Origin of the sequence: Rhizobium sp. AN6A (genome assembly GCF_900215635.1) — a bacterium.
Taxonomy (GTDB): domain Bacteria; phylum Pseudomonadota; class Alphaproteobacteria; order Rhizobiales; family Rhizobiaceae; genus Agrobacterium; species Agrobacterium tumefaciens.
Genome location: NZ_OCNC01000002.1, coordinates 358,896 through 372,980 on the forward strand (window position 1 = coordinate 358,896; position 14,085 = coordinate 372,980).

Here is a 14,085-nt window from a genome sequence, read left to right on the forward strand (position 1 = left end):
GATGTTTACGATTAAGGCAATCCAGGCAGACTACGGCGACAGCCTCTTCGTCGCCTACGGCCCAAATCAGCAGGACCTTCGGTACGTGCTGATCGACGGGGGAACTGCTGACGCAGCCGGCAACCTCTTGGAGGTCTTGGCCCAGCACAAGGTCGAGGGCCGGCTTCGCCTCGAGGCCCTCGTCGTAACACATTATGATTTCGATCATATTGGCGGGATCATCGAGTTGCTAAAGGAACCGCCGTCATGGCTAGAGATCGCGGACGTATGGTTCAACGGTCGCAAGCATCTCATCAAGACAGATGTCCTTGGATCAGAGGACGGCGACATGCTTTCGAAACAACTCGAAGGGCGCCACCCATGGAATTCCGCCTTCGGTGGTAAGGCGATCAAGTCCGGCGCTGGTAAAATCACACTTGAAGGCGGATTGGACGTCTGGGTGGTTTCACCTGACCAGCCGCGATTGACAAAGCTTGCAGCGGCTTGGCCGAAGGTGACCGATCGTGTGGAAAAGCCCGCCGATGTGCTGGGCGCGACTGACGTCTGGCCGCCGGGCGCGTTTACGGCTGTTGCCTCCCGTCCCTTCAAAAAGGACACTTCCGTTGCAAATGGTAGTAGCATCGCGTTGATGCTAGGTTTCGGCGGGAAGCTTGCCCTGCTGACAGGAGACGCTCATCCAGACGTTGTTTTGAAAGGCATTACGATACATTGGCCGAGCGACAGACCTAAGGTCTCGCTACTTAAACTGTCGCATCACGGGAGCAAGGGCAACACAAGCGAGCAGCTATTGAAGGCCATTGAATGCGATCGTTACCTTATCAGCACGAATGGCGACCGCTTCAAACACCCGGACGTTACGTTGTTTGCTAGAATTCTTAAAGTTCGAAAAAACCCGATCTTCCTTTTCAACTACTGGGTCGACCGCACTGTCTGGTGGGAAAAAGTCCCCGAGGGATGGCCCAGTTTTTCAAGCAGTTATCCGGAAAGCAGCGCATTGTTCAAGGAGGTTGTAATTTGATGCTGCTTGGCTCGAGTAGATAAGGCTACAAATTCAGTGCAACAGTATTTACATTTGTCGTGCTTGCAATGCACGTTCTCACTGCCCACCAAGGGCGCTTTTCCACCCCCAGCTCGCGGCAAGGTCTTTCTCGCGAGCGTCTGTAGACCGGTGCATGGCGCAGCGTCTGGAGCGGCTTGCCCTATGATCGCAGGACAGACGACATTATTGTCGTAAGGTATTTGCGCTGGGACACAGCGTATTCACATTGCTCAGCTATGGCCGCGAACCGCGCCACCAAAAATTTTGAAAGGGCATCCTGTGCCGCGCAAAGTCGTCGATACCCTAATACTTGATCTTGATAACACTCTCTTTGATTGGTTCGCGGTATGGTACGCGTCGTTTGAGCCGATTTACCGCGAGGTATTGAAACAGACTGGCCGCGCCGAAGCGGAAATTCAGGCTGAAATCCAAAATGTCCATCGGACACGCCGCACCTCGGAATACACTTTTCTCCTCGAGGAAATCGAGGCACTTGCCGACTTGCGCCAACGCGGGGACATACGGGCGAAGTTTCGAGACGCGATCGAATTGTCGCGGCAGGGTTGCGACCTCAATCTCAAACTCTATCCAAGCGTTTTTAGGTCCCTGTGGCGGATTAAAGACCAAGGCACTAAGATCGTTGCTTACACGGAATCGATGGCGTTTTATAGTGCATACCGCCTGAAGCGCTTTGGCCTGGACGGCGTAATCGACATAATGTTTAGTCCCGAGGACCACGATATGCCGAGCGGCGTGTCGGTCGATAGCATGCGAAGACTTCCAGAGGAGTTCTACGAACTACAGGTTACGGAATCTCGTCACACCCCACCAGGTGAACTCAAACCAAATCCGCGCGTGCTGCTGGATATAATCAAGACGGTAGGCGCCACCATCGATCGCTGCGCCTACGTCGGAGACAGCCTTTTCAAAGATGTTGCAATGGCGCGGGATGTCGGTGTCTTCGACATACACGCGAAGTACGGCGAGAGTCAGCGCCGTCCCGAATACGATCTTCTGCGGCAAGTGTCCCATTGGACAGAAGCGGACGTTCAGCGTGAAAAATCCATTGTTGAGAAGGGCCACGACTTCGAACCAAGTGCGGTGCTGACAGATTCCTTTGCTGAAATCTTCATTCACTGCGACTTCGAATCCTTTGATCTTCCACCTGGCACGATCGTGGACGATATCACGACAACTCAGTACGCGCTTGAAACCTGGAAGAAAACCGTCGACGTCCAACAACATTTCAATGATCTGGAAATGCGCATAAGGAATTTCGCGATAACCGTGGTGGGTGCGTTGATCGCTTCAGTGGGCTTCACCTATCAACAGGGCCTTCAGGCGGATGTCTTTGGTGTCAGAATTTCAGCCGGCGTGGGGCTCGTACTCGCCGCTGGCTTCGCCTGGCTAGCGTTCTTTTTTATGGATAGATACTGGTATCACATCTTCCTTCGAGGAGCTGTTAAACACGCCAGCACAATCGAGAAAGAGTTTGCCGACCGAATTCCAGGAATAGGTCTCGGCACAACGATCTCGCAAATGAGCGGCAATGTGAAAATCCTCTGCTGGAGAACAAATTCTGAACGGCGGCTCACGATATTCTATGCTGCTGGCTTAGCGATGCTAGGGGTAGTACTTCTCACTCTGCTAATTGCGCAGCCACAACCACCAGGTGGCGCCCCGCGCGATGCGCGCGTCATTGAAGAGCCTAAGCGATCGTAGCATCAAGAAGCGGATACTTGCGGAGCAACTGACCGTCCTGGCACAGGCGAGTGCCAGGATGCCCTCGATCAAAAAGTTTGGGGCACCAGCCAAGCCTTCCCTGCCCGGCGGGGCAAAGCGAGGTTTTGTCATCTATACGAGCCGTAGTCGAAGTAGCCGACGATGTCAGCAGAGCCAGGGGCCTCCCATTCAGGTGCCGGGCCGCCTTTCAGAACTGATCTGGAAAGCAACAGGTTCGACGCGCTGCATGAAATCTCGCTCACCATGATGCAGGCCGGGCAGGCGCCGCCGCGGCTGTCGCACAGACTGCCTGAGCCGCATCGCAGCATTCGTGGATCGATCGAGCGGCGCAAGAAGTTCATGGCGTGGTTTCGCCACATCGCCGAGATATTGGCCAAATCCGGAGTCATTCCTTTCCGGTAGATCGTGAATGCGAGATCGGCGGGGAATATGTATTCGCCGATCCCATCGCGATCGAGGCCTGAGGCATCAGCCAGCGAGTGGATGAGCTGGTGGGATAGGGAGTGAAGGAGCATGTAGACGAACGGCGCAAGCTCGCGCGATCTGCCCTGTCGTTCCTTGTTCTTGTACCTGTCGAGGAACTGGCCAAAATCCTCATAGGATTCGAGATACGCTCTTGGGAGGTCCGACGCCGAAGCCGGGAGACCTTCCACATTGTTTTTCTGGAGCCATTTCAGGACGCGCTGCTCGTCAAGCTTGATGTAGAGCGCCTCGTTCTTCTGCTGCGTGACATAAATCGGCCTGTCACCATCCCGCATTGTATCGAACGCCACCAGGCGGACGGGCATTGGGACTTTGCGGTTGTTGGACTCTCGTTGGTACACAGGGGTCGACGATACGCGGGTGTAACCGAAACTGTACTCGCAGATCGGCAGGCTCCGGAGCACATACATCTGGCTGATACCGGTCTTTCCGAAGAGGTCCCTGATGTCGGTTTGATAGCGCTTCAGTTCTTCTGCGACGCCAGCCTTTTCCATGAGTGTGATATCGGGATTGACGACATCAACCGCCGTCTTCCGCACCCCGGTCTGGCCGTCCTGAATATGCTCCTCCACAAAGGCTGCGTGTTCGATCGTCAGTCTGATCGGGTCAAACTTCCGAGCCCAGTCCTTGCGGATTCCGACCGCGAGCTCGATCGCCTCGCTTTGCAGTCTCCCTCTCTCGAGCAGGCCTGCATCGAACCAACCTTCGCGGAGCTTACGCATCGCGTTGCCGAGATCGGCGCGATCGGGCGCTCCTTCGGCCCGCTTCTGGTACGTCTTTCTCAGAAACGTATACTCGTCCCAATCTTCCTGCTTGCCAGCTTTCTCCAGGATGGCCTCAATTTCCGCATCGGACGGCTCTTGGTAGGGTATGGAATGGATCGCGGCGAGCTTCTGCAGAAGCTCTTCCGCATGTGTCGTCCTCATCAGCTCGACGACCTTGGTCTCCCGCAGTTCGATAAAGCTAGCGCGTTGCGGATAGAAGGCGCTGCTTGCTCGGTAGGATACCGGGAGCATGTCGATTTCGATCCACTCGAAGGACCTCCCCTCAGGCTGTAAACTGTCGGTTTTGAGCTTTTGAAGGACATGTCGTTCGGCCTTCTTGAGATCGCGCGGCGTCCCGCATCCTTCGCAGACGTACTTCCATTCTGAAAACACAGGAGCGCTGTTTTTCAGAGTGAAGTGCTGCCATCCGCAGGTGCAGTGCGTGATTTGCCGGGTCGTGCCCGTGCGGTCGTCGAAGGTGTAGTTATAGGGGCTCAGCGGCTCGATGGTGCCGTACCAGTGGGCATATACGACGTCGACCTGCGTCCAGCGGGATTCGTGGTCCTTGCAGCGGGCAGGCAGCTTCTTATCAGCAAGTTCGGCGACGCTCTTGTATTCTCGGACGGTCCCGCAATCTCCGCACTGAAACAACAACGGATACGGCACGTAACCCACGACGTTCGGCTGGTTCAGAACGAAATCGGTCTGGTTGACCCTGACTTCCTTGGTGGCGAGGTCGTAGAAGGCATCGTCGAGAATGAATTCGTCGGGCGCATCCGGGCACCCTTCCCTTGCCCTTTCCTTCCAGCTTTCCGCGAATTCGCGGACACCCTCGAAGATGGTGTCGCTCACGTTTCTGGGCAGCCGCTGCGAGAACGGCATCTTGATCGGGAGCGACTTACAGATGCCCCGCCCTCCTTCCCATGTCATCAGGACACCGGGAGCATAGGAAGTGGCGATTTGCGCTCGCGAGCGCTGCATGATTGGCGGCGCCGACTTCTTCGCCGCTTCGGTCTCTTCGGGAGATGGATGGCGCTTGCGGCCGCGTTCCATGTCTAGCGTCTTAGCTCCACCGCTCATATCAACCCTCTAGTCTTTCGATCTCGCCGTCTGTTTCCGCGGCATCCCCGCGCTGCCTTCGGATTGCCCTCATGACGGCAGCGATGTCGGCGGCGTCCATGATGCGTGTGTTTCCTGAGGCGCTGCGGTCGAAGTCCGCGGCGACGATCAGGCCCGCTTCGTCCACGTCTCGAAGCGAGGTCATCGGCTTCTTGAGCGCCGAATCCTGCTCTTCCCAGTAGCGCCGCAACCTGGCCTCATAATTCAGATCCTTCATCGATCTGCTGAGGTTCTGAGAAGCGGCATCGGTGCGGCTTCGGTAATATTCCCCGGCAACGGGTTGGCCGAGCGCATCAGGACCTTTTCCGGCGAACCCCATTGAGGCGAGCATGAAGGAGCCGATGTCGTTGGCAAATCCAAGCGTATCTTTTGCGGCCAGTCGGCTCAGTATCGTGGTCGAGTCCCGTGTGACGAATTCCGACTTCCGATTATCCGGCAATTTGAGGAAGTGACTGGCGTCCCCAAGCATCGCCCACGTTTGGAAGTACGAGGCACGGACTCGGTCGATCGCAGCATCCGACCACCGCTCCACGGCAGGCGGAGCGATCATTCGTTCCAGGAAGCGATGGAAGATGTCGTGTGTCTCGATCACATACCGATCGCGGCGGCTTTGCGGGGTGGGAAGCAGCATGACGAACCCCACGTGAGTTCGGCCAACGCGACTCGAGGCCTGAATGTACTCTGCGATGTCAGAAGGCAGCCCCGCAAAGAACATGCTGTTGAACCTATCCACATCGACGCCATGGCTGATAGCCGAGGTGGCGACGATGTTTCGGAGCGTCTCACCGATCTCGGGATATCCTGTCTGAGCGAATGACGTCTCGGCGTCCTTCATGACGCTCTGAATTTCCTGCATGTCGATGCCGCCAGAGATCAGGCTGCTGCGGAACTTGGTCTGAGGAATTCCCGCAACCTCGTGCTCCTGTGCCACGGCCGAGTGCAGAGCGTCGATGATCTGGTCGCCGCCCTTCTTGTTGGTCACGTAGGCAAGCGCGATGCGATGGAGATCCACGAGGGCCATGATTTGGTCTTCGCGCCCCTCGGTGGTAGCGCGGTCGATGGCGGCACGTCTCCAGGCACCCAGATTTCCGGGCGATACCGATGCGGCCAGCTCGCTGATGGCGGCCTGAGTTCTGGCGGGATCTAGCAGATCTCTCCAGAGATGGGAGATGACGGTGTGGAACGAGCTGAGAACTCCGACGGTGGTCACGGTATGGGTGGCGTCGTTCGTCATCAGGGAGACGTACAGGCGCATCCACGGCGCCGTCGCCTCCGGAGCGAGGTGGCTCGGCAGTTCCCTCGATAGCGCCACGCGTTCGGCATTTACTGGCGGGGCGCGATCCGGTTCCGCGAAGAATGAGCGATAGATGTCAGGACCAGGGTACGGATACCGCAATGGCTTTCGCTGGTAGAGTGTCCTGAGCTGTCGATCGGGATCGCTGATGGTGGCAGTTGCCGCCACGATCTTCGGAAGACGCGGAACGAGCGTGTTGGACGCGTCCCTGTATCGGCTTACAGCCAATTTCTCCCCAGCCATTTGGTCGATCGTCGTGAACGTGTTGTCGAGCAGGCTGTCGAATAGACCGCTGAACGTGCCCAGGCTTTCTTCGAGAAGGTGTGCTTCGTCCTGGATTATGAGCGACGGGAACGGGTCGACGAATACCTTGCTACCGTGCTCGTAGGCGGGAGCGACGCCACGGAGACCAACGGCCGCTGGACCGTTCTGCAGCGTCTCCCTATCGGCGGGATTCGACAGATGTCCGTCCGGACCGATCCACCGGGCAAGTCCGAACATTCCAAGGATTTCCGTAATGGTCGACGTACTCTGGCCGAGCATTGCGAGCTTGTCGACGGTGCCGAGTACGATCGCGGGAGCGCGCTGGTATATGGTGTCGTCGGTGAGAAGAAATGGAAGCGGACTCGTGCCTTGATGGGCCTTGTTCCACTCGCATTTCGCATTGAAGCACATGATTGAGGCGAACTCGGCCTTTCCGCCGGGCGCCTTGAACTTCCGCAGCCCGGTCGGCTGATCGCAGCATGGGCAGGTCGGGACCTTATTGTACGACGCCTGGACTTCCTGATACCGCTTGGCCTCCCTGCTCCGGCCGTAGCCGATTTCCTGGTCGTCCGGATAGTCGCCTAGATCAGGCAAGGCTGCCTTCATTTGGCTGAAGCGGTTTGGCGTGTTCGACGACCCGACCCAGAAGCCGATTTCGATAGGCCAGTTTCCGACGTTCTTCTCCTTGCGTACCACTTCGCTCCACACGATGAGGCGCAGGAGGCGTTGCGCCTGCTGGAGAGTAAGAAGTCGGAGCGGATAGCGGATCATCGCGGTTATGCCGCGGTCCTTGCCCCGAAGTCTGTCGAGGAAGATGGCGAAGACCAGCGCGCCGTAGAACGCTTCGGACTTGCCGCCGCCCGTAGGAAAGTAAAGAAGGCTCGCTGCCAATTCATCGCGTTCGACATCGAAGGCGTCGGCATATTCCTCCATCCGGGATGCGAAGGTCGGAATGTGGGCCAGGATGAAGGCGAGCTGAAATAGGCGCCAGCCTCTTTCGGGGTCCCTGCGATCACGTCGCGCAAAGGACTCGTTCATCATCAGCCACGCTTGCCACGGCGCCGCCTTCCGCCGAAGCCTGTCCGCCTCCAGGCCCGTCGCTTGCCTTGCGGCGAGCGCAGCCTCGCGGGAGGAAATCAGCAGTCGTACGCCTTGTTCGATATGGCGTGCCTCCAATCGCTGCCCAGCGAGATCGGTTGCGAAGCGTTCCCGTTCTCGGTCCGCGTCCTCGGGCGAGAGCCCCCGCGCAATTTCCGGTGCGAGATCTCGTTCCTCTTGATCGATCCACTTGCGATACTTGTCGGCGAGAACGAGCAGGTTCGAGACGTCATAACCGTCGGCCAGCGGTCGGAACCGGTATTCGACCCTGTCAATCCGACGCGGAACTATACGAGGCTGATTGAAGCGCGGCGACCACGTCGTAGAGAGCTCAAGCCGTCCCTCCTCGATCTCCTGGCTGTCGACGCCGCAGTTCAAGCCTATTGCCGGATAGGTCATGAAATCGCGGAACCTATATGATGGCTCCACGCGGTCGAGCTGAACTGGCCTGTGATCGTGTCTGACCATATTCAGCGAGACGCTCGTCCCAAAGATTGCATTGCACTTGTACCTGGCCTCGACCTTGGAAAGCTCGGTGCAGCCGTTGTCGAGTGTGACACGAATCGATGCGCGCGAGGGATCGAAGAAGTCCCGCTGTCGCTCGGCACGGAGTGCCACTGCTCTAAGATCTGGGAGTATTTTCGGATCGGCTGGCGCCTTTGTCAGCTCCGCAATGAAGTTGTTCCAACTGGTCTCGCTGGCCGCATCTGCGGGGGACACCATTCGATCTCGCCAGGCGATCTTCTCGCCCTCTCCTCGGAGCCAGTCTGCGAGCTGAGCCACCACCTCTGAAGCCATGCTGTTCGAAATCTGTTCGAACTGTTCCTTCAGGGTGCCTCCGGAAAGCGCTGCCGACCAAGTGAACGATGGAAGCTTCAGGTCGAGCCGCTTCCACTTCGGCGGGATGGACGCGGGCGAAAGCAGCGCCGCGGGTATCTGTGCCCCGCCTGTTACAAGGCGTCCCATGAACGGGGATGGAGCTGCGTCTGGATCCTCGGTCCCGTCGGCAGGAACTGCTTCCTCCGTTTCTTCAGCTTGGTTCGCCTCCTCGCTTCCGAACTTTTCGAGACTCGCCTTGTCCAGGACGATGCCGTGCTTGCCGTAGATGCTGTTGCGAAGGTTGTCGCGGATTTCGCGTCTGCGCGCGTGAAGTGCTTCTCGTTCTTCCTGTGACAGCTCGCTCCAATCCGAGCGGTCCAGCTTCTCCTGGGCATAGAGTTCTTGGCGTCGTTCACGGATCTCGTGGTCGATTTCCTGCTTCTTGTCCTTGCGAAGCTTGAAATCGATCGCGATGCCGAACCGCTCGGTGGAAATCTCCTCCCAAGTCGGCAGGACCCGCACATAAACGGAAAATTGTGGGGCCACAGTGAGTTTCGACGAACTCTCCGCGTCAATATTGAAATCCATACCGATAGCGGCGATCTTGATGTCGGACGTTTCGTCCTCGTTGTCTCTCGACATCCGGGGCAGGAGCTGGCCGGAGAAGACACTCCTGCGGGGCGTCTTGCCATAGACCGTCCTGCCTGCCTCGTCCGTCCCGCTTGCCCTACGGGTGATCATGTTCACCAGTGCGTCGCAGACGGCTTCCTTGAGTTCCACATCAATGCCAGCAAGTTCGCCGGGCGTCTTGGCCTTCATCATGGCTTGAATCTCCTGGTCGATCTGACTGGCGAGACGAACTCTTCCGCGAGACGTATCAGCCGAGCGATTTCATCGGCACGCTTGGCATCCCCGGCGAAAGCGAGAGAGGCGTCTGGATCAGTCAAGATGTTTAGGTAGGCGTCGTGGAACTCCATTCCGGCCTTCATCCTGAAGCTGCGCTGGGCGCGGACACCCCAGTGCCAGAAACGGTTGGCGAGATTATTGGGTATTCCCAAGGCGGCCGTAAACTTGGCGAAGGTCTCAGGTTGTCTGGGTGCCTGGGTGACCACGTCCTCAAGGCGAGCCTGCAACTGCTTCTCGAGATGAACCCATCGGCGAACAGTTGCGATCTGAAGGTTGGCATCACCCATCTTCTCGATCAGCGTGCGGATCTTGTCGCTCTCGTGGAGTCCGCGGAGCTTTGCGAAGCGCTCAGACACATCCTCGTGGTAGTCGCGGATCGCTTCGGACGCGTTGGCCTGAATGCTGAGAAGAAGACGAGCACGATCAACGAAGCTGGAACTGATGACGCAGATGTTGTCCCGCTCGTGGGCATCCTTCGCTTCAATCTTTCTGAAGGTCTGGATCGACCTAGAGGTGTCCAGGCGCACAAGAGCCGATCCCGGGCGGGCGATAATCGTCTGACCGCCCTCCATTGTGAGTTCGATCAGTTCGCCGTCGGACTTGTTATACGCCCCCACAAGGTTGATGACCGACTCGGAGGGAAAATGAACTTCCTCCGGCAGATCAGGTGTTTCTGCGAGCTTGATCGGGGCCATGCCAAGACCAGTGACATCCTTATCGGCCACTTCGGCGAACAACCTCAGCCGGTACGCTATTTCTGGTTCCCGGATCTGCTCCGCCAATCGCCAGGCATCGCGGGACGAATATTTCAGCGTGTCTCCGTCGGCGAGAATGATGACCTCTCTGGGCAGCCACGGCCGTGCGAAGAAACTGAGCACACCATCGCGTGGAGGGGAAACGACGAAGATTCTCTTGAACTTGTTCCGTTCGGATGGAGCAAGACCAGCGATATCCGAAAGACCTCCCGGACCGGAGAAGACAATCATCTCGTTGTCCAGCTTGGCCTGCAAATCCGGGATGGTCCGGCCCAGGTAGTCCACCGCAAACTCGGCAAGAGTTTGCTTGCGGAACATGAAGAGTGTCTTGGACGAGGAGTTTAGTATCCTGCGGATGGCAGTCTCCAGCATCGTCGACATTGGTGTAGTGCGATTGAAGGCCGACATTACCGTAGAAGCCTCCTGCAGCGATACGGCGAGTTCGGATCCGCCGACGACGAATGCTCGCTGGGAAGGCTGGCGAAGGATCTGCACTTGCTGCGATATCCGGTAGTTCTCAATCACGTCGGCAGCGACAGCCTGACCATGCTCGTTGAACAGATATTGGTTGAAAGCGGGGAATGATCCGGGAAGGCACGAGGTCCGACGCAGCGTCGCGATGATTTCGTTGATGGCGGCAAGCCCTGTGGGATCCCCGCCCCGCCTCACCCGATGGCGCACCGCCCGTAGGTCATCCATCACATTCCGCCCTGGCCCATTGAAGCCTTTGGCATGTACAGTCTCGACGCCTGACCAGGTCACCGATTCGTCGCTGGGTTTGAAAACCAACGATGATAATGCGGTTATCGTCTTGGATTTTGCAGGCGGAGCCTTGCGACCGCGTAAGTCATTCATCTCGCTGAAGATGTCGAACCGGGCCTTGTCGAAGGTCCAAGGATCCTCGGTGATGGCGACGAACCCCGTTCCGGGAAACGCTTTCCGCATCGTCTTGTAGATGCGGGTGGCCCGTTCGACCCATTCCTCACCGAGCCTGCCTCTGCCTGTCCGAGTAAGATCGAAAAGGATGAGATTCAGCCCACCACGGATCTTTCGGATGGAGAGTTCGTCTCCCCTTTTGAGGCCGTAGAGGAAGTACTCGGCTTGATTCCCGTCATTTGCGTACTTGCTGACGGTGTTGTGCGCCTTGAGATCGGTTCTCGATGCGGTTCTCCAAAGAAGCGAGCCGTTGGGATGGACGATGCCGTCGCAACCGCCGTGAGGCAAAATCTCGTCGAGGGTTGGATGCTCGAACTCTGGTCTTACGGTCCCGTCCCTGCCCTTCCCGGATAGGGTCGAGACGCGACTTAGTATCTGGTGATAGTCCTTGAGTGACCGGGCGTCGTCATTTGCTACGGTGTGTCTGGCCAGATGATCGAGATGGGTTCGATGGACATACTTCCGATCGACCTGGATGTCTCGAGCCAGCTCATGGGTTGTTCTGGCGTAGGGGTAGATCAGCGCCTTGAAGCCCTTGGGACGTTCGAACGATTTCACCTTGCCGCCGTACCCGTCGATCATCGTTTCTGGGGCGACAGCTACGTCCGCGAGGGCCAGGAGCGATGTGACCGCGGACAGACAGATGTCGCGCGCTGGCCATGTCATCAGGACAGTTGGCTCCCCTCTTTCCGCCGCCTCAATCGCGGCTCGGAGGATCTCATTGTAGACCTCTGAGAGTGGCTGAGGATCTTCACCAATGGGTCGAAGCGGAACACTACTCAGCGCGGAAAGTCGCGCATCCGCGATGGTAGCAATTCGGGAATTCTCATTGGCTAGATCTTCGGCCTCGAACCCTTTTGGCTTGGTCTGTGTTGAACGGACCGCAAGCAATTCGCTTCGTCGTTTCGCATTCTCTTGCTGCTGGCGAAGGCGATCGGACAGGGAAGTGCCTGGAGCTTCCCGGAAGCTATGGCGATTGCCTCCCATCACGATGCCTCCGAGAGCATTTCAACGTTGCCGGCGCTGTAGGCGATGACAGCGGCTTCCTCTATGTCGTTTGTTCTCTGCAGCGCTGCTCGGAATGCATGTGGGGATGGAAGATCCAGTTCCCGAAGCAGCGTCACGGAGACCGTTGCGGTCCCGGAAACTGCCCTGTAGCGCTCGTCCACCGCCTTGGTGTTGAGAAGGGAGACGAGAAGGTCGAGATCCGCGGCGTCTGATCCGGAGAGGACGATCGTATGGTTTTCCGAGACGAACCCCTTCCAAGGAGCAATCGAATCCCGGTCAACCATCGCGGCAACGATGCGGCGCGGCTGACTGCTGTTCGTAACGCGTTGCACAATGGCGGCAGGTCCGTCGACGATCGCAGTGCTTCCGAGTGGGACGCGGACAAAGTCAATTCCGTCGCCGCTGCGGTTCATGGGACGGCAATGGCTTTTTGCCCTAACGTTCTTCGCCCAGAACAAAGGATACGCCTGCTCATCCTGGGAATCACATATTCTGTCCCATTCTCTGTTCCAGACGAAGTATCCCGCTTTTGCCGAGACCCCATAGTCCGACAGGGTCGCACCACCGCGGTCTTTCCTTGCATCTGTACCCGCCAGCCATGGCGACGACATGTCCTTCGGAAGCAGGCCAGCCGGAACGGGATGTGACACGCCCGCCCCGGTGATGGCTGGAAACTTCACTCGCTCCTTGGTTCGATGAGGAGCGCCCCTTCTGACCAGCAAGACGCTTACATCCTGCGCCACGTCGGCGAAGACGTCCGCCCTGTTCGTGACAGTGCCGAGCGCAAGAATCTGTCCTTGGCTTGCAACGAAGGACCTCATGCGGTCGTAGAGGGGGCCGCCTCGGAAACTTGAAGGGATGACCAGGGCGACGAGACCGCCTGGTTTGGCAACGCGGAGGCACAACTCGGTAAAGATCGCGTACTTGTTGATATGGTTGCCGTACGCGACCTTCCCCCACCTGCCTTCGGGAAGTTCGTTCGGTCTCATGCGGCCATAGGGAGGGTTGGCGATTACAAGGTCGTAGGATCCATCAGTCTGTGCATGAATACTGTCTCCGACCGTGACAATCTGGCGGCTCCGGAAGCCCTCAAGCTGTTCTGCGATCAGGAATTCGGACATCCGAGCAAGTCGCTCATCGATCTCTATACCGTTCAAGCGAGCGGCGATGTCTTCCCTCGGCAAGCCTGCACGATACATCCTATCCGCAATCAGGGAGAGAAACGCAGCTCCTCCCGCGGCAGGGTCAAGGACGTTGTGCTTCTTGATATCGAATCCATGATCCAGAGCCATGTCGATGACAGCGTTGGCCAGATATGGCGGCGTGAAATAGGCGGCCTGTGCCCGACGGTCCGCAGGCGACATCATCAGCGTATAGAGCGTGCCGCGCCAATAGTTGCGGTCATGAGGCGACAATGCAGCGAGCCTATTCCTGAAGATCGCGACTTCCTTGTGCTCGAAAGGCTTCAAATCAATGCAAACGGAGTCGATGTCACAATGATCTGGTAGATTTTTTAGAAGTGCGCGCGCAGCTGCTTTCGCGACCGTGAGCATCGGCCACGCACATTGTCCCCTCGCCGTCAAATCCCCAGCCTCGCACTTCCCGCATTCCAGCATTATCGCTGGCGCCGTCCCAAGCAACCGTGACGTCTCCTCGGAGCTGCACTAGTCGCACGAACCCCGCACCCCAAAGTAGTATTTGCATTTCTCTGAAGATGTCAAAGTCAAATCGATGTTTGCGGGTTGCTGCGTTCGCTTCTGGAGCCAGCTACTGGCTGTCGGTGTCGTTGTATGCATGCGCTTGACATTATCTTCCTGGAAAGTGTGTGCCCTTGAAATTCAAAACCGTCGGAGACGG

At 57.6% G+C, this 14,085-nt stretch carries 6 protein-coding genes; 2 read left to right on the forward strand and 4 right to left on the reverse strand.

Going from position 1 to position 14,085, the window contains the following annotated elements; all coding sequences use genetic code 11:
• Window position 1 precedes the first annotated feature (1 nt).
• Together CRO62_RS03010 and CRO62_RS03015 are read left to right on the forward strand one after the other, a co-directional pair.
• The gene (locus tag CRO62_RS03010) at window positions 2-1,018 is read left to right on the forward strand and encodes a ComEC/Rec2 family competence protein (protein ID WP_179784443.1); all 1,017 of its coding nucleotides are present in this window, start codon (window positions 2-4) and stop codon (window positions 1,016-1,018) included.
• Between the two features lie 300 nt (window positions 1,019-1,318).
• The gene (locus tag CRO62_RS03015; RefSeq protein ID WP_097099138.1) at window positions 1,319-2,761 is read left to right on the forward strand and encodes an HAD family hydrolase; all 1,443 of its coding nucleotides are present in this window, start codon (window positions 1,319-1,321) and stop codon (window positions 2,759-2,761) included.
• Between the two features lie 128 nt (window positions 2,762-2,889).
• Here CRO62_RS03015 and CRO62_RS03020 read toward each other — a convergent pair whose 3' ends face one another.
• From CRO62_RS03020 to CRO62_RS03035, 4 genes are read right to left on the reverse strand one after another with little or no spacing between them, the layout of a single operon-like run.
• Window positions 2,890-5,082 carry a hypothetical protein gene (locus CRO62_RS03020; RefSeq protein ID WP_323455446.1) on the reverse strand — a complete coding sequence of 731 codons (2,193 nt, stop codon included), beginning with the start codon at window positions 5,080-5,082 and terminating at the stop codon, window positions 2,890-2,892.
• A gap of 28 nt (window positions 5,083-5,110) precedes the next feature.
• Complete coding sequence (locus CRO62_RS03025) at window positions 5,111-9,445, reverse strand: DEAD/DEAH box helicase family protein (protein ID WP_097099140.1); 4,335 nt, start codon at window positions 9,443-9,445, stop codon at window positions 5,111-5,113.
• Window positions 9,442-12,207 (reverse strand): hypothetical protein, encoded by a 2,766-nt coding sequence (locus CRO62_RS03030; RefSeq protein WP_097099141.1) that lies wholly within the window; start codon window positions 12,205-12,207, stop codon window positions 9,442-9,444. Before CRO62_RS03030 ends, CRO62_RS03025 begins: the two co-directional genes overlap by 4 nt.
• The gene (locus CRO62_RS03035; RefSeq protein WP_179784444.1) at window positions 12,207-13,781 is read right to left on the reverse strand and encodes a class I SAM-dependent DNA methyltransferase; all 1,575 of its coding nucleotides are present in this window, start codon (window positions 13,779-13,781) and stop codon (window positions 12,207-12,209) included. Before CRO62_RS03035 ends, CRO62_RS03030 begins: the two co-directional genes overlap by 1 nt.
• Between the last annotated feature and the right edge of the window lie 304 nt (window positions 13,782-14,085).